This is a genomic window from Mesorhizobium sp. WSM3859 (assembly GCF_002295065.1).
Taxonomy (GTDB): domain Bacteria; phylum Pseudomonadota; class Alphaproteobacteria; order Rhizobiales; family Rhizobiaceae; genus Mesorhizobium.
In genome coordinates this window covers 69,577-85,470 of record NZ_NSGG01000010.1, presented here as the reverse complement: position 1 = coordinate 85,470, position 15,894 = coordinate 69,577, and the positions used below count along the sequence as shown (strand labels likewise).

Annotated in this window: 14 protein-coding genes; 6 read left to right on the top strand and 8 right to left on the bottom strand. The window is 64.8% G+C overall.

All coding sequences use genetic code 11. The features are described 5' to 3' along the window. Nucleotides 1-24: 24 nt before the first annotated feature. On the bottom strand, nt 25-2,478 hold the full coding sequence (locus CK230_RS20970) for a DNA translocase FtsK (RefSeq protein ID WP_176480164.1): 2,454 nt from the start codon (nt 2,476-2,478) through the stop codon (nt 25-27). Between the two features lie 231 nt (nt 2,479-2,709). Next, a complete protein-coding gene (locus tag CK230_RS20965) occupies nt 2,710-3,408 on the bottom strand; it encodes a TetR/AcrR family transcriptional regulator (protein ID WP_095819051.1) in 699 nt (232 codons plus the stop codon). Nucleotides 3,409-3,540: 132 nt separating this feature from the next. Here CK230_RS20965 and CK230_RS20960 point away from each other — a divergent pair, with 132 nt between their 5' ends. The 4 genes from CK230_RS20960 to CK230_RS20945 all read left to right on the top strand — a co-directional run bounded on the left by CK230_RS20960 (nt 3,541) and on the right by CK230_RS20945 (nt 8,549). Then, a complete protein-coding gene (locus tag CK230_RS20960; protein ID WP_095819050.1) occupies nt 3,541-4,734 on the top strand; it encodes an HlyD family secretion protein in 1,194 nt (397 codons plus the stop codon). Nucleotides 4,735-4,909: 175 nt separating this feature from the next. After that, on the top strand, nt 4,910-6,490 hold the full coding sequence (locus CK230_RS20955; RefSeq protein ID WP_245430004.1) for a DHA2 family efflux MFS transporter permease subunit: 1,581 nt from the start codon (nt 4,910-4,912) through the stop codon (nt 6,488-6,490). Between the two features lie 290 nt (nt 6,491-6,780). Continuing rightward, complete coding sequence (locus CK230_RS20950) at nt 6,781-8,061, top strand: SDR family oxidoreductase (protein ID WP_095819048.1); 1,281 nt, start codon at nt 6,781-6,783, stop codon at nt 8,059-8,061. Further along, complete coding sequence (locus CK230_RS20945; RefSeq protein WP_095819047.1) at nt 8,061-8,549, top strand: DUF2269 domain-containing protein; 489 nt, start codon at nt 8,061-8,063, stop codon at nt 8,547-8,549. Before CK230_RS20950 ends, CK230_RS20945 begins: the two co-directional genes overlap by 1 nt. Before the next feature lie 22 nt (nt 8,550-8,571). On the opposite strand, the gene msrB is transcribed toward CK230_RS20945, so the two are convergent. The 4 genes from msrB to CK230_RS20925 all read right to left on the bottom strand — a co-directional run bounded on the left by msrB (nt 8,572) and on the right by CK230_RS20925 (nt 11,337). After that, nucleotides 8,572-9,075: a peptide-methionine (R)-S-oxide reductase MsrB gene (gene msrB / locus CK230_RS20940; RefSeq protein WP_095819046.1), complete on the bottom strand. Its 504-nt coding sequence runs from the start codon at nt 9,073-9,075 to the stop codon at nt 8,572-8,574. 234 nt (nt 9,076-9,309) lie between these two features. After that, entirely contained in the window at nt 9,310-9,864 is a 555-nt protein-coding gene (locus tag CK230_RS20935; RefSeq protein ID WP_095819045.1) for a fasciclin domain-containing protein, read from the bottom strand. Between the two features lie 214 nt (nt 9,865-10,078). Beyond that, entirely contained in the window at nt 10,079-10,801 is a 723-nt protein-coding gene (locus CK230_RS20930; protein WP_095819044.1) for an anti-sigma factor, read from the bottom strand. Continuing rightward, nucleotides 10,798-11,337 carry a sigma-70 family RNA polymerase sigma factor gene (locus CK230_RS20925; RefSeq protein WP_095819043.1) on the bottom strand — a complete coding sequence of 180 codons (540 nt, stop codon included), beginning with the start codon at nt 11,335-11,337 and terminating at the stop codon, nt 10,798-10,800. The genes CK230_RS20930 and CK230_RS20925 overlap by 4 nt, the downstream gene beginning before the upstream one ends. A gap of 480 nt (nt 11,338-11,817) precedes the next feature. Between CK230_RS20925 and argB the strand changes: the two genes are divergently transcribed. Next, nucleotides 11,818-12,711: an acetylglutamate kinase gene (gene argB, locus CK230_RS20920; protein WP_041009675.1), complete on the top strand. Its 894-nt coding sequence runs from the start codon at nt 11,818-11,820 to the stop codon at nt 12,709-12,711. A gap of 42 nt (nt 12,712-12,753) precedes the next feature. On the opposite strand, the gene bchE is transcribed toward argB, so the two are convergent. Together bchE and CK230_RS20910 are read right to left on the bottom strand one after the other, a co-directional pair. After that, nucleotides 12,754-14,307: a magnesium-protoporphyrin IX monomethyl ester anaerobic oxidative cyclase gene (bchE, locus tag CK230_RS20915; protein WP_095819042.1), complete on the bottom strand. Its 1,554-nt coding sequence runs from the start codon at nt 14,305-14,307 to the stop codon at nt 12,754-12,756. A 102-nt stretch (nt 14,308-14,409) separates the two neighbouring features. After that, nucleotides 14,410-14,886 (bottom strand): Lrp/AsnC family transcriptional regulator, encoded by a 477-nt coding sequence (locus tag CK230_RS20910; protein WP_095819041.1) that lies wholly within the window; start codon nt 14,884-14,886, stop codon nt 14,410-14,412. 136 nt (nt 14,887-15,022) lie between these two features. On the opposite strand from CK230_RS20910, the gene phhA reads away from it, so the two are divergent. Continuing rightward, nucleotides 15,023-15,859 (top strand): phenylalanine 4-monooxygenase, encoded by an 837-nt coding sequence (phhA, locus tag CK230_RS20905; protein WP_095819040.1) that lies wholly within the window; start codon nt 15,023-15,025, stop codon nt 15,857-15,859. Nucleotides 15,860-15,894: the final 35 nt, after the last annotated feature.

Genomic DNA, 15,894 nt, shown 5'->3' with positions numbered 1-15,894 from the left:
CCGCCTGAGGCCGATCAGCCAGGATCACTCCGTCTCTTCGCGTTCCGGCTCGCGATCGCGCCGGCCGGTGAGGATTTCGCGCTTGCCGACATGGTTGGGGGCGCCGACCAGACCTTCCTTCTCCATGCGCTCGACCAGCGAGGCGGCGCGGTTGTAGCCGACGCCGAGGCGGCGCTGGATGTAGGAGGTCGAGCATTTCTTGTCGCGCTTGACCACCTTGACCGCCTCCTCAAAGAGCGCGTCGCCATCCTCCTCGGCAATCGAGCCCTTGTCGAAGACCGGGCCGGTATCGGCCGCCTCCTCAGCCTCTTCCTCGTCGGCGGTGACTGTGTCGAGATATTCGGGACGTCCCTGCGCTTTCAGATGCGCCACTACATGTTCGACTTCCAGGTCGGAAACGAAGGGGCCGTGCACGCGCGAGATGCGGCCGCCGCCGGCCATGTGCAGCATGTCGCCCTGGCCGAGCAGCTGCTCCGCGCCCTGCTCGCCGAGGATCGTGCGGCTGTCGATCTTCGACGTCACCTGGAAGGATATGCGGGTGGGGAAATTGGCCTTGATCGTGCCGGTGATGACGTCGACGGAGGGGCGCTGCGTCGCCATGATCAGATGGATGCCGGCGGCGCGCGCCATCTGCGCCAGGCGCTGGATGGCGCCTTCGATCTCCTTGCCGGCCACCATCATCAGGTCGGCCATCTCGTCGACGATGATGACGATATAGGGCATGGGCGCGAGGTCGATCACGCGTTCCTCGAACAGCGGCTCGCCGGTGCCCTTCTCGAAGCCCGTCTGCACCTGCATGGTCACGACCTCGCCCTTGTCGCGGGCGCTTGCCGCGCGCTGGTTGTAGCCGTCGATGTTGCGCACGCCGAGGCGCGCCATCTTGCGGTATCGGTCCTCCATCTCGCGCACCGCCCATTTGAGCGCGGTGACCGCCTTCTTGGGATCGGTGACGACCGGCGTCAGAAGATGCGGGATGCCGTCATAGACGGAGAGCTCCAGCATCTTGGGATCGACCATGATAAGGCGGCATTCCTCCGGCTTCATCCGGTAAAGCAGCGACAGGATCATGGTGTTGATGGCGACCGACTTGCCGGAACCGGTGGTACCCGCCACCAGCAGATGCGGCATCTTGGCGAGCTCGGCGATGACCGGTTCGCCGCCGATCGTCTTGCCGAGGCCGAGCGCCAGCTTGCAGGAGGTGTTGCGGAAACCGGCCGATCCGATCAGCTCGCGGAAATAGACCGTCTCGCGCGTCTCGTTGGGCAGCTCGATGCCGATGACATTGCGGCCCGGCACCACGGCGACGCGCGCCGAGATCGCCGACATCGAGCGGGCGATGTCGTCGGCCAGGCCGATGACGCGGCTGGATTTCACGCCGGGCGCCGGCTCGAACTCGTAAAGCGTGACGACCGGACCCGGCCGGACATGGATGATCTCGCCCTTGACGCCGAAATCCTCCAGCACGCTTTCGAGCAAGTCGGCGTTCTGCTCCATCCGCTCCTGCGACATGTAGAAGCCCTGGCCTTCCGGCGGCATCTGCAGGAGTTCCTCGGAGGGAAGCTCGTAGCCGACGGAAGCCGGCAACGGCACGACCTCGCCGGCGATGGGCAAGGAGGGTGCGTGCCTGGCTTTCCTTGCGCTCACCGGGGCGGAAACCGGCATGGTCTCGGCAGGCGTTGGTTGGGCGGCCGCCGGAGGCTGTGTTGGCGTCGGTGCGGGGTTTGCGTCCGTATTGGAGCGCCATTCGATGACGCGGTAGAACGATGTCGCCTCGCCCATGAAGGCGGCGCGGGGCGGTATCGGTTGCGCCGCCGGCGCCGGCATCGGCCTGACAGTCGGCGACACTGGCACCGCGGGCGCCTGCCCCGTTTCGTTCGCCTTCGCCCGTGCCAGGCGCTCGGCGAGGAAAGGCATGCCGAATTCGAAGAAGGCGTGATCGGAAAGATAGGACCAGCGCAGTCCGCTCGGGCGTGGTTTTTGTGCCGGAGCGGCAATGGGCTGGGGCGGCTCAGCGGGAGCGACGGGCTTGGCGGCGGCAGGCGCGATGACCGGTTTGGCTTGCGCGGGTGCTGCGGCTCGAGCCGCGGGAGCCGCAGGAATCGTGCGAGCCGAAGTGGCTGGCGGCGGAGCTGGCGGTGCAGGCCGGACGGGCTCGCGGGCCGGTGTCCTGGCCGGTGCGGCATCTTCCTGCGGGGCGGCTCGCCGGGCGAGATCGGTGTCCGGCGTGCGGGTGAACCGCACATTGGGCGCAAGGAAAAAATAGTCCTGCCAGGCCGGGCGGCTGAACTCGCCGTCGGCCGATTCGGACGCGGCGCGAGCCGCTTCCGATTCGCTTGCCGGCGCGACGCGCAACGCGACCACCTGCCCCGCTTGCGCCTGCGGCGCCCCGCCCCGGCGCCCAATATCCTCCGCGCGGTGATCGTCGCCTTCGCCTTGATAGGCGGAATCGCCGGAGAGATTGGCACGGGGAAAGCGCATGGATGTCATACTCGAGACTCGCCGATTGAACGTCTCCCGAGACATAGAAAGCGATGGTTAACAGGTCCTTCCGAAAGCGCCCGCATAGGATGCCGATCGGCGTTCGAAAAAGATCGGCAGACAGATCTTCACGGCAGCGAGGTCCGCCGCGATAGAGGTGAAGTTTTCAGGTCGCGGGCGCGAATTCTCAAGGCTTGCGCTACCCGCAACGGACTTCGCGAGCTGGGACAATCAGGCCGACGCGGAAGCCCGTTCCTCGGCGAAGAATTTTTCCGTGCCGTAGGCCTTGAGAAACACATCGACCCCGGACGTCACGATCTTCTCGATCTCTGCCTGGGTCGGCGCCTTGGTGCGATAGGAAAAGATGCACTGGCGGAACAGGCCGGCGAGGCAGAGCTCGGTGAACTGATAGGCGGCAAGGTCGACATCGTCGATCTTGAGCAGGCCGCGCGCGACGGCCTCGTCAAGGAAAACCATCACCCGGTCATGCCCACGCTTCGGGCCGCGCTCGTAGAAACGCGCGCCGAGCTCGGGGATCCGGTCGGCGGCGCCGACCACGGTGCGCTGCGCCTGGATGACCTTGGCCGAGGTGATCTTGATCGACAGCCCCGTTCCGAACTTCACCAGCGTCTTGCGCAGGTCCTCGAAATGATCGAGCACCTCATACATGTTCTTGAAGATGGTGCCGCGCTCTTCCTCGATGAGAGCCTCGAACAGCTCTTCCTTGTTTTCGAAATAGACGTAGATCGTGCCCTTGGAGACGCCGGCCTCGCGCGTGATGTCGTTCATCGAGGCGGCCTCGAAGCCCTTGTCTATGAAGACGCGCCGCGCGCCTTCGATGATCTGGGCGCGCTTGACCGGGTCCTGCCCGGCCGCCGGACGGCCCTTGCGTAAGTCGAGCAGATCGCTATCCGCTGTCGTGTCGACCATGGAAGTCGTTCCTTAGAAAATATTTCGAACCGCTCGGTTCGATTTCCTCTTGATATGATCCTCTTCCCGCGCTATGTCAATCACCAATTCGAACCGAACGGTTCAGTCTGACTGACATCCAGAGAGTTACCCATGTCCTCCAACGCGCCCGCCACCGCCGAAGTCCGTACGTTTCCCAACGCCAAGGTCCAGCCGTCGACCGAGGCTCCGGAAGTCCCTGTCCAGCCCGCCGCTCCGGTTGCTGCGCCCGCGGCTGAAGCACCCGCCAAGAAGAAGCGTTCGGTGCGCTCTTTCCTTTTGCCGATCATCGGCCTGGCCCTGCTCGGCGCCGGTTCCTACTATGGCTATAACTACTGGACCGACGGCCGGTTCATGATCTCCACCGACGACGCCTATGTCCAGGCCGATATGTCGTTCGTGTCGCCGAAAATATCCGGTTATATCGACAAGGTGCTGGTCAGCGAGAACCAGCAGGTCAAGGCCGGAGATCCGCTGTTCGTCATCGACAATGGCGACTACAGAATAGCCGTCGCCCAGGCCGAGGCGCAGATCGCCACGCTGGCGAAGACGCTCGACCGCATCGACGCCCAGACCAAGGCGGCCCAGGCCTCGCTGTCGCAGGCCCAGGCGCAGAAGATCGCCGACCAGGCCGCCGCCGACAATGCGGCGCGCGCCCAGGACCGCGCGGCGCAGCTGCTCAAGACCCATGTCGGCACGCAGGCGCAGCTCGACGACGCGCAGACCGCGCTCGACCAGGCCAAGGCGGCACTTGTCGGCGCCGATGCGCAGATCGCCGCGGCGCAGGCCAATATCGGCGTGCTGGAAGCGCAGCGCGCGGAGCAGGCCTCGACGCTCGCCTCGTTGCAGCTCACCCGCGACAAGGCCCTGCGCGACCTCTCCTTCACCGTGCTGAAAGCGCCCTATGACGGCGTCGTCGGCAACCGCTCGGTCGAGCAGGGCGACCTCGTCAGCCCCGGCCAGAAGCTCGCCGTCGTCGTGCCGATGGACAAGCTCTACATCGTCGGCAACTTCAAGGAGACACAGCTCGGCCGCATGGTGCCCGGCGAAAAGGTCCGCATCACGGTGGACGCGATCGACGGCAAGAGCTTCGAAGGCACGGTCTCCTCGCTGGCGCCGGCCTCGGGCGCGGTGTTCTCGCTGCTGCCGCCGGAAAACGCCACCGGCAACTTCACCAAGGTGGTGCAGCGCGTGCCCGTGCGCATCGACGTGCCGGCCGACGTCTTGAAGACCGGCAAGCTGCGCGCCGGCCTTAGCGTCGTCGTCGCGGTCGACAGCCGCACCGCGCCGGCTTCGACGACCAACTGATCGGGGGGCGGTTCGGCGGCCATTCGAGCGCCGAGCCGCCCAGCCTGTTTGCGAGCGGCAGACCCGCTCCGACCATATGTTTCGACGCATTTCCGGACGGAAGCCGCCACGCGGTTGTTCTGGAATTGCTTAGGGAGGCCATGAGATGGCAACCGCAACCATTACCGCAGGATCAATGCCCGCACGTCCGGCAGCCGCTGCGCCGGCGCTGCCCGCGGACCATATGCCTGTGCGCCGCGTCGTCGCCTTCCTGGCGATGGTGTTCGGCATGTTCATGGCGATCCTCGACATCCAGATCGTCTCGGCCTCGCTGTCGGAAATCCAGGCGGGGCTCAGCGCCAGCTCCGACGAGATCCCGTGGGTGCAGACCGCCTATCTGATCGCCGAGGTGGTGATGATCCCGCTGTCGGGCTTCCTCAGCCGCATGCTGTCGACGCGCGTGCTGTTTACCGCCGCGGCCGCCGGCTTTACCGCGGCCAGCGCGCTGGCAGCGACGGCCACCAACATCGACCAGATGATCGTCTACCGCGCCATCCAGGGTTTCATCGGCGGCGGCATGATCCCGAGCGTCTTCGCGGCCGCCTTCACCATCTTCCCGCCTTCCAAGCGCGCCGTCGTCTCGCCGATGATCGGCCTGGTGGCGACGCTGGCGCCGACGATCGGCCCGACGGTGGGCGGCTATATCAGCCATGCCATGTCCTGGCACTGGCTGTTCCTGATCAATGTCGTGCCCGGCATCCTGGTGGCGACGGCGGCGTGGGCGCTGATCGACTTCGACAAGCCCAACCTCAAACTGTTCTCCAAGTTCGACTGGTGGGGCCTCGTCGGCATGGCCGCCTTCCTCGGCTGCATGGAATATGTGCTGGAGGAAGGCCCGAACCACGACTGGCTGCAGGAGCCGGCCGTCTTTGCCTGCGCCATCATCATGACCATCGGCGGCATCATCTTCTTCTGGCGCGTCTTCACCGCCGAGGAGCCGATCGTCGACCTGAGGGCCTTCGGCAACATCAACTTCGCCTTCGGCTCGCTGTTCTCCTTCGTCGTCGGCATCGGCCTTTACGGGCTCACCTATCTGTATCCGGTGTTCCTCGGCCGTATCCGCGGCTACGATTCGATGATGATCGGCGAGGCGCTGTTCGTCAGCGGCCTGGCGATGTTCTTCACCGCGCCCGTTGCCGGCATCCTGTCGAACAGGATCGATCTCAGGCTGATGATGATGATCGGCTTCGTCGGCTTCGCCATGGGCACCTGGTGGATGACGCACCTCACCGCCGACTGGGATTTCTATGAGCTGTTGATCCCGCAGATCCTGCGCGGCTGCTCGATGATGCTGTGCATGGTGCCGATCAACAACATTGCGCTCGGCACCCTGCCGCCGGAACGGCTGAAGAATGCGTCGGGCCTGTTCAACCTGACCCGCAACCTCGGCGGCGCCGTCGGCCTCGCGCTGATCAACACGGTGCTGATCGACCGCAACGCCTTCCACTATGCGCGGCTATCCGAACATGTGCAGTGGGGCAGCCAGGCCGCGCAGACCAAGCTGCAGAACATGACCCTGAACTTCGAGCAGACCGCCGGCCTCGACGCGGGCAGCGCGGCGATCTCGAAACTGTCGGGCATGGTGCATCAGCAGGCGGCGCTGTTGTCCTTCATGGACGTGTTCATGATGCTGACGGTGCTGTTTGCCTCGCTGGGATTCTTCGTGCTGTTTATCAACAAGCCGGCGCAACAGCGCGGCGGCGGCGGAGGCCATTGAGGAGCCGGAACCCCCGCCTGGCATCCTCAACACGTGACCCCGGAAATCGGCGACGATTTCCGGGGTCATTCTTTTAAAATCCGCCCGCCTGGCAGAGAGAGCCGCGCCGCGGCCCGGCGAAAGCCGCGGCATTCACGTCACGCATCGGCCAGAGAGCAATTCCAGGAAAAGTGTGTGTAACGGTTAGGCTGGGCGACTTCGCCGCAGCCCTCCGTCCGGAATTGGCAACACCAAATGCTGAGAGCGGTTCGGCGATTCCGTGAAACACTGAAGCGCTCTAGAGTTCCGGCATGAACATCCTGATTCTCGGCGCGACCGGCTTCATCGGTTCGGCCGTTGCACGGAAACTGATCGAGGAAGGCCACCAGGTCACAGGGCTTGGGCGCGAGCCGGCGCGCGCGGCGCTGAAGATGCCGCAAGCTCGCTGGCTGAAGGCCAACCTGGCCGGGATGACGCGGCGCGAGGACTGGCAGGATGCGCTGGACGGGCAGCAAGTGGTCGTCAATTGCGCCGGCGCGCTGCAGGACGGCTACTCGGATGATGTCGGCGCCACCCAGGAACGGGCCATGCTCGCCCTCTATGAGGCGGCACGCGGACGGGATTTGCTGATCGTTCAGATATCGGCGGAAACGGAGGGGGCCGGCTCCGACCTGCCCTTTCTCGACACCAAGAGGCGCGCCGATGCGGCGCTCTCGGCAAGCGGCGTGCGCCATGTCATCCTGCGCCCGGCGCTGGTGCTCGGCCGCAATGCGCATGGCGGCTCCGCCTTGCTGCGAGCGCTCGCCGCCTTTCCGCTCGTGGTTCCCCTGGCCTATGCGGACAGCCCGGTCATGACGGTTGCGCTTGAAGATGTCGCGGCCGCCGTCAGCGCCGCCGTTCAGGGTACGCTGCCGTCCGGCTCCGATATCGCCCTCGGCAGCGACGATCGGTTGACGCTGAAGGGCCTTGTCCTGCTGCATCGCAGCTGGCTCGGCCTGCCCCCTGCCCCGGTGCTTGCCGTGCCGAGGCTGGCGGCAAGACCGGTGACGTGGCTGGCCGATCTCGCCGGGCGGCTTGGATGGCGCTCGCCGCTCCGCTCCGCGGCACTGGCGGTGATGTCGGGCGGTGTCCGCTTTCGGCAGCGGTCACGGGCCGACCGGCGCCTTTTGTCGGCGGCAGAGACACTCGCCGCCGCCCCATCGGGCGTGCAGGATCTGTGGTTTGCCCGCCTCTACCTTCTGAAGGCGCCCATCATCGTCACGCTCGCGCTGTTCTGGGTGGTCTCGGGTATCGCGCCGTTCCTGGGATTCGAGGCGGCGCGCGGTCATTTCGCCACCTTCCTGCCCGACCTGCCGGCGAGCGTCATGCTGGCGGCGACGTGCCTTGCCGATATCGCGCTGGGGCTTGCGGTGCTGTTCCGGCCCTGGGCACGGCGCGCTCTGCTCGGCATGCTCCTGCTGACTCTGACATACCTGCTCGCCGCGACGTTGGCGGAACCAGCGCTCTGGCTCGACCCGCTCGGCCCCCTGGTCAAGGTGGTGCCGTCGATGCTGCTGACGCTCACGGCCTTGGCCATACTGGACGAACGCTGATGCCGCTCGAGGACATTCTTCGGCTTGTCCATGTGCTCGGCGCGACGGTTTTGTTCGGCACCGGGATCGGCATCGCCTTCTTCATGGTGATGGCCGTCAGGACGCGCGATCCCCGCGTGGTCGCCGATGTCGCCGGCATCGTGGTGATTGCCGACACGGTCTTCACGGCCACCGCCGTGGTGCTGCAGCCGCTGACTGGCTACGGCCTGGCGCGCAGCATCGGCTGGCCGCTCAACGAGGGATGGATCCTGCTGGCGCTGGCCCTCTATGTCGTCGTCGGCCTGTTCTGGCTGCCGGTGGTCTGGATCCAGATCCGGCTGCGCGACATGGCGAGGCAAGCGGCGGCGGAAGCGTCCGCGCTGCCGCCCGGGTTCGACCGGCTCTACCGCGTCTGGTTCGCCTTCGGCTTCCCCGCTTTCTTCTGCGTTGTCGCGATCTTCTGGCTGATGCTGGCCAAGCCCAGCATCACCATGTCCGGCCTCAACTGAAGTCGGCCCGAGAAGGCGCCGCTCAAGCCGCGGCCGGCTTGAAGCTCAGCGCCACGCCGTTGATGCAATGGCGCAGGCCTGTGGGCGGCGGGCCGTCGTCGAAGACATGGCCGAGATGACCGCCGCAGCGGCGGCAGTGAACCTCGGTGCGCGTCATGCCTAGCGAGCGGTCGACCGTCTCGCCGATAGCCTTGGGGATCTCCTGATAGAAGCTCGGCCAGCCGGTGCCGGAATCGAATTTGGTCTCCGACGGGTAAACCGGCAGGTCGCAGCCGGCGCAGGCGAAGATGCCCTTGCGATGCTCGTTGAGCAGCGGGCTGGTGCCGGGATATTCGGTACCTTGCTTGCGCAGCACGTCGAAGGCTTCGTCCGACAGAATGGCATGCCATTCGGCATCGGTCTTGGTGACCTCGAAGGTCTCGGCGGCCAAAGCCGGCTTCGGTCCACCGGTGCGCAGCATCGCCCCGGTTCCGACGATGAGAGCGGTGGCGGCAGTCCCGCTCCAGAGAAAATCGCGACGGTTCATGGCCGTTCCTCCTGACGCATTTTGCCAAGATAGAGCGCCGCCCGGAAATCAAAAGCCGGTGACGCGCTATCGGTTGTCTTGAGCAACCCCAGACCGAAAACCGCTTTGCGCTTTCCTGGAATTGCTGCTCCGCGCCGCCTTTATGGGAGCGCGGAGCACACCCTTGCCGGCGGCGCGGATCTTGGATGTCGCGGCCGGCGCTCAGCCATGTCTTCGCCGGCCAGGTCCGCTTTGTTACATCTTCGGCAAGAGAACCTTGTCGATGACGTGGATGACGCCGTTCGACTGGCGGACATCGGCGATGGTGACGTGGGCGACATTGCCGTTCTCGTCGGTGACGGTGACCTTGCCGCCCTTGGCCTTCAGCGTCAGCTCGCAACCGCCGACCGTCTTGACTTGGTGGGCGCCGCCATCGGCCTTGGCCATCTTGGCGACGTCGGCAGCCAGCGCCTTGGCGGCGACGACATGGCAGGTGAGCACCTTGGTCAGCTTGTCCTTGTTCTCGGGCTTGAGCAGCGTGTCGACAGTACCCGGCGGCAGTGCTGCAAAGGCTTCATTGGTCGGCGCGAAGACGGTGAAGGGGCCGGCGCCCTGCAGCGTGTCGACGAGGCCGGCGGCCTTGACGGCGGCGACCAGCGTGGTGTGGTCCTTCGAATTGACGGCGTTCTCGATGATGTTCTTCTTGGCATACATCGGCGCGCCGCCGACCATCGGATTGGCATAGGCAACGGCGCCGATCGCGGAAAGGCCAAGCGTAGATGCAAGCAAAAGGGTGGCGAGTTTACGCATTGTGTCAGTCTCCTCGGGTTGTTTTTCCCGTCCTTGGGAACGCAAGGAGATACGGCGCGGTCGAAAAGCTAGTTTCACGACTGTTACAAATTTTTTGTTGGCGCGATTTATTTCATATGCCCTAGCTACGACGACGGCATAATTCTCCTGTCATCTGCTGACAGAAAATAGACTTCGATTAGTCTTTATGGGCGTGATTGTGCCGAACCGGCGGTCAGATGCCCTTCAGGTCACCTGCGGCGACGACCGGACCGGTCGGCTGGCCGGTCGGCGAACCGCCCGAAGGCTCGAGGCTGACGGCGAGCACCGCGCCTTGCGCGAGCTTCTGCTGGACGGCGGGGGCCACGGCCATGCGCGCGGTCTGGCCAGCCGGGATGACGCCCATCGAGACCGGCGCGTTCTTGCCTTCGATCATCCACAGCTCGAAGTCCTTGCCGGCGCCGTGATCGCCGGAGACGAGCGACAGGCCGACCTCATGGCGGGCAGCATCGTAGACGGCGAGGTACTTGACGTTGCTGTTGTCGGCGGCGAGCGACGCGACGAGCCTGGACCCGGGCGGCTGGACCGGCGGATTGACGTAAGGCAGGGCGACATAGACGGCCAAAGCGGCAATGGCCGCGGCGGCAAGGCCGCGCCAGAAGGCAAGGCTCGCCCACAGGCCGCCACCGGGTGCCGGAGATGTGGAAGAAGTCGACGCGAAGAGGCGGCGGTCGATCGCCACCTTGACCGAAGCCGGCGGCTCGACCGCGGCATAGGCGGCGGCCATCGGCGCGAAATGGACCTCCCAGGCATCGACCAGGCGGGCAAACGCCGTCTCGGTGTCGATGCGGCGGGACGCGATCTGGCGTTCGTCGGCTGGCAGAACGCCGAGAACGTATTCGGCGGCGAGCAGGTCGTCGCCTCCACGTTCCGGTCCGTTGTCTTCCGCCAGCGTCATCTTTCCAGGCATTCCCTCAGTTTGAGCAGGCTTCGCCGCAGCCAGGTCCGCATCGTGTTCAGCGGAACCTTGAAGCGCTCCGCCAGCTCGGCATAGCTTTCGCCGCTCAAATAGGCGCCCCGGACGGCCGCCGCCCGGTCTTGTTCAAGTTCGTCGAGGCAATGGTGGATGCGATCGGCCTCGCCGCCCGCCACAGCCATCGCCTCGGGTCCCGGCGTCGGATCGGCGACGTCGAGGGCCACATCGATGTTGGCGGAAGGACTGCGCCGCGCCCGGATGCGATCGATCGCATGATTGCGCGCAACGGCCACCAGCCAGGAAATCGGGCTCAGATCGGAAACCGCGAAACGGTCCGCCTTCGTCCATATCTTGACGAAGACCTCCTGCAGCGCTTCTTCCGCATCTCCCCTGTCCTTCAAGACACGGAGGCAGACACCGAAAAGTTTCGCGCTGGTCTGCCTGTAAAGCAGATCGAACGCGGCCCGGTCCTTCATCGAAGTCCGGACGATCAGCTTGCTGATGTCCTGCGGCGCCATGGCGGCAAATTAGAAGATTGCGATTTATTTGCAACGGGTGCCGCAAGCGTTGTCCACCAGCTGGGGCGACCCAATCCGAAGTATTCCGCACCTATGTCGGGCCAAGCAAGCGGGCGCAGCTCGCGCCGCAGGAGCGGAGCAACCGCGAAGAGGCGGCGCCGAGACCCTGGGATTCATGCCGTCACTTTGATCGAAGAGCGCAGTGGAGCAGAATTCTGCACCACAGCAGCGCTCATGCGTCATGGAATGGACCTTGGATCCAGCGCGCGTCGCTTCGCTCCTTGCTTCGCCCGTGAATGACGTGGCGGGCATTTCCGTGAGTCTCCCAGACATGCCACCCGCCAAGGCAGACACAGCCGGCCGGTCAAATCCCTGTGCTGGGGAACCAGCAGATTTCATCATTGTGACCGCAAAGCCGTTTGCGGCCTGCGGCAATTCCCGCTAAGAGGCCGCCATTCAAGCTAGCTGGGATCGATACCGATGACGGACATCGCCGCCAACGCCGAAATGCAGGCCGCGCTCCTCTCGCGCGCGCTGCCTTACATGCAACGCTATGAGAACAAGACGGTGGTGGTGAAATATGGCGGCCATGCCATGGGCGATACCGAGCTCGGCAAGGCCTTCGCCCGCGACATCGCTCTTTTGAAACAGTCGGGCGTCAACCCGATCGTGGTGCATGGCGGCGGGCCGCAGATCGGCGCGATGCTGACCAAGATGGGCATCGAATCCAAGTTCGAGGGGGGGTTGCGCGTCACCGACCAGAAGACGGTCGAGATCGTCGAGATGGTGCTGGCGGGCTCGATCAACAAGGAGATCGTGGCGCTGATCAACGCCGAGGGCGAGTGGGCGATCGGGCTCTGCGGCAAGGACGGCAACATGGTGTTCGCCGAAAAAGCGCGCAAGACCATGATCGACCCGGATTCCAATATCGAGCGGGTGCTGGATCTCGGCTTCGTCGGCGAGCCGGTCGAAGTCGACCGCACGCTGCTCGACTTGCTTGCTCGCTCGGAGATGATCCCGGTGCTGGCGCCTGTGGCTCCCGGCCGCGACGGCCACACCTACAACATCAACGCCGACACGTTCGCGGGTGCCATCGCAGGCGCGTGCCGCGCCTCGCGCCTCTTGTTCCTCACCGACGTGCCGGGCGTGCTCGACAAGAACAAGAAGCTGATCGACGAGCTGACCGTCGCCGAGGCCAAGGCGCTGATCAAGGACGGCACGGTGTCGGGAGGCATGATCCCGAAGGTCGAGACTTGCATCGAGGCAATCGAGCGCGGCGTCGAGGGCGTCGTCATCCTCAACGGCAAGACGCCGCATTCCGTGCTGCTGGAGCTCTTCACCGAGCATGGCGCCGGCACGCTGATCGTTCCGTAACGAGAGCAGGCAAGTTCACCGTTTCACGGTGAACTGCCATAATCAGCCGGCTAATCTTCTCTGTTCTTCGATGACAGGCACGACCGGCTTACCGGCCGGCCGCCGGACGATCATCGATTCCTCCTCGGCGTCCTGCGGCGCGCCCCAGAATTCGGCGAGCGTCGGGCCGTCCTTGACGCGGCCGTCGTGAGCCAAGAAACCCCAGACTTCGCGGAACCAGACGCGGCGGCCCATCTTGGTGTACCAGCGCATCGAGTGCCGCTGTTCGGGATCGGGGTGGAAGAGGATGCGCACCAGCGCCTTAGGCCGCGACTGCACCGCGACCTCGATCAGCTTGACGGCGAAGAACAGCATACACGGCCTCAGCCGGGTCATCGCCAGCACCTGATGCTTGTAGTCCCAGAGGCGGACGTCCTTCTGGATCACCTTGCGGTCGCTGGCGATGCGGAAGAACGGCGTCCAGCGGTGCGGGGTAACATAGAGTGCCTGGATCTGGTCGGGATCATAGGCGATGAGCTGACGGAAGCCGCGCCAGAGGTCGCGCAAGGTCTCGTCCTCGAAGCCGGCGACCCAGGTCGCCATCGATAGGATGCCGTGCCGGCGAAGCAGCCGGATCGCTTCGCGGTCCGACTTCGTGCTGCCGCCCTTGCGGATCAGCGACAGCGTCTCCTCGTCGGTATTCTCCATCCCGAGCAGCCAGCGGATCACACCGGCCTTGCGATAAAGGTGCAGGATGTCGGCATCGCGCACGATGTCGTCGGCGCGGGTCGAGCCGACGATCAGCACCGGCACGTTCTCGGCGATCATGGCGTCCAAAAAGGCGCGCCAGGCTTTCTTCGAGGAGGTCGGGTTTTCGTCCGCCAGGTTGATCAGCTCGACGCCGTGTTCGCGATGCAGCCAGGCTATCTCCCTGGCGAACTTTATCGGATCGCGATGCCGCCAGCGGGTCCAGAAGCCGCGCTGGCCGCAATAGTTGCACAGATGCGGGCAGCCGCGCGAGAACTGCATGACCACCGCGCGCTTGCCGCCCCAATAGGAGTAGCGGCGATGATCGATCAGCTCCCAGCCGACACGCCAGGCATCGAGATCGGCAATGGTCATGGCAGCTTGCGTGGCAAAGGCGCGGCCGAGATCGTCGCGATAGGCGATGCCGGCGACACTTCCCACCGGCTGGCGCATCTCGATCGCCTCGACCAGCGCCGTCGCGGTCGCTTCGCCCTCGCCGCGCACGATGAAGTCGAAGACGTCGGTCGCGACCAGGATGTCGCGCCAGTGATAGGTCGGAAAGACGCCGCCATAGATGACGATGACGCCCGGCGCGCGGGCCTTGATCATTTCGGCGATTTTCAAGGCCGTCGGATGCGCCGAGGTCGAGCCGGAATGGCCGATCAGGATGAAATCCGGATCGCCGCGCAGAGCCTCGTCGACAAGCGTGCCAAGCGGCATCGGCCCGAATTCGGCATCGACCAGCCGCACCTGATGGCCGGAATCGATCAGCGGACCGCCGATCGCCAGCAGGCCGAGCGGCGGCAAATGGTCGTCGGGCACGCGGCTGCCGATGGCCGTGTGCGGCGGATTGATCAGCACGATGTTCAAGGCGGACCTCCAGGTTGGTCCGCTTGTGCTAATGGCCGATGTCGAAGCCGCCTTGGCGCGGTTCAGCAGTTTCCAAGCAGCTTTTCGCCAGATTTGAGCGGATCATTTCCGCAGATGGCTGAGCGGCACGTGACCCGGGCCCTTGATGTTCTGCAGCACCAGTTGCGTGTGGACGTCGCGCACGCCGGGGAGCCGCATCAGCCGGTGCATGACGAAGGCGTTAAGATCGTCCACCGACGGCACCATGACATGCAGCAGGAAATCGTGATCGCCGGTCATCGTCCAGCAGGACGAAACCTCGTCCATGCGCTGCACGGCGGCGATAAAGCTTTCCGGCGAGCCGTCGCTATGGCTGACCAGCCGCACCTGGATGAAGACCTCGACCGTCAGGCCAACGGCGCGGCGACTGAGCACGGCAGCAAAGCCCTTGATGATGCCGGTTTCCTGCAAGGCTTCGAATCGGCGCGCGCAAGGCGTGGTCGAAAGGCCGATCTCCTGCGCCAGCTCCGACACGGGCTTGCGGCCGTCGCGCTGCAGGATATCAAGCATCTTGATTTCGAAACCGTCGAACTGAGGCATGTTTTCTCGATCTCACATTGATCTGAGTTATTTTACCTCAAGATCTTCGGACAAGCTACAAACAAGGGCTGATTTGCCTCAGCGATCGCTCCTACACTCCCTTCCACGATCCGCGGATCACGATTTTGAGGAGGATATGATGACGATCAGTGTTGCCGATTACGCCGCCGAATGCGCGGCACAGGGCCTTCGCGGCGACTATTCGGTCTGCCGCAGCGATTTCACGGTTGCGCAAGGCTACGATTATTCCGCCGAGGAGCAGGCGGTGTGGCGCACGCTCTGCGACCGCCAGACGAGGCTGACCCAGAAGCTCGCGCATCGTTCCTACCTCGACGGCGTCGCGGCGCTCGGCCTGCTCGACAGGATTCCGGATTTCGACGAGATCAGCGAGAAACTCACCAAGCTGACCGGCTGGGAGATCGTCGCGGTGCCCGGCCTCATTCCGGCCGGCCCGTTCTTCGATCATCTCGCCAATCGCCGCTTCCCGGTCACCAACTGGCTGCGGACAAAGAAGGAGCTCGACTACATCGTCGAGCCCGACATGTTTCACGATTTCTTCGGCCACGTGCCGATCCTGACCCAGCCGGTCTTCGCCGATTTCATGCAGATGTATGGCGAGAAGGCCGAGGACGTGATCGCGCTGGGCGGCGACGAGATGATCACCAGGCTCTACTGGTACAGCGCCGAATACGGCCTCATCCAGGAAGCCGGCCAGCCCGTGAAGGCCTTCGGCGCCGGGCTGATGTCGTCCTTCACCGAGCTGCAATTCGCGGTCGAGAGCAAGGACGCCCACCATGTGCCGTACGACCTCGAGACGGTGATGCGCACCGGCTATGAGATCGACAAGTTCCAGCGCGCCTATTTCGTGCTGCCGTCCTTCGATGCGCTGCGCGATGCCTTCGCCAAGGGCGACCTTGCCGGCATCGTGGCGCGGTTCAAAGGCCAGCCGGCGCTCGACCCCGCGACGGTCTGAGGTCGGTTTTCGCCCAACCGACATTCAGGGCGGTT

Coding starts and splice junctions, on each gene's coding strand:
- CK230_RS20970 (WP_176480164.1), bottom strand. CDS start 2,478: ATGCGCTTTCCCCGTGCCAATCTCTCCGGCGATTCCGCCTATCAAGGC.
- CK230_RS20965 (WP_095819051.1), bottom strand. CDS start 3,408: ATGGTCGACACGACAGCGGATAGCGATCTGCTCGACTTACGCAAGGGC.
- CK230_RS20960 (WP_095819050.1), top strand. CDS start 3,541: ATGTCCTCCAACGCGCCCGCCACCGCCGAAGTCCGTACGTTTCCCAAC.
- CK230_RS20955 (WP_245430004.1), top strand. CDS start 4,910: ATGCCCGCACGTCCGGCAGCCGCTGCGCCGGCGCTGCCCGCGGACCAT.
- CK230_RS20950 (WP_095819048.1), top strand. CDS start 6,781: ATGAACATCCTGATTCTCGGCGCGACCGGCTTCATCGGTTCGGCCGTT.
- CK230_RS20945 (WP_095819047.1), top strand. CDS start 8,061: ATGCCGCTCGAGGACATTCTTCGGCTTGTCCATGTGCTCGGCGCGACG.
- msrB (WP_095819046.1), bottom strand. CDS start 9,075: ATGAACCGTCGCGATTTTCTCTGGAGCGGGACTGCCGCCACCGCTCTC.
- CK230_RS20935 (WP_095819045.1), bottom strand. CDS start 9,864: ATGCGTAAACTCGCCACCCTTTTGCTTGCATCTACGCTTGGCCTTTCC.
- CK230_RS20930 (WP_095819044.1), bottom strand. CDS start 10,801: ATGACGCTGGCGGAAGACAACGGACCGGAACGTGGAGGCGACGACCTG.
- CK230_RS20925 (WP_095819043.1), bottom strand. CDS start 11,337: ATGGCGCCGCAGGACATCAGCAAGCTGATCGTCCGGACTTCGATGAAG.
- argB (WP_041009675.1), top strand. CDS start 11,818: ATGACGGACATCGCCGCCAACGCCGAAATGCAGGCCGCGCTCCTCTCG.
- CK230_RS20910 (WP_095819041.1), bottom strand. CDS start 14,886: ATGCCTCAGTTCGACGGTTTCGAAATCAAGATGCTTGATATCCTGCAG.
- phhA (WP_095819040.1), top strand. CDS start 15,023: ATGATGACGATCAGTGTTGCCGATTACGCCGCCGAATGCGCGGCACAG.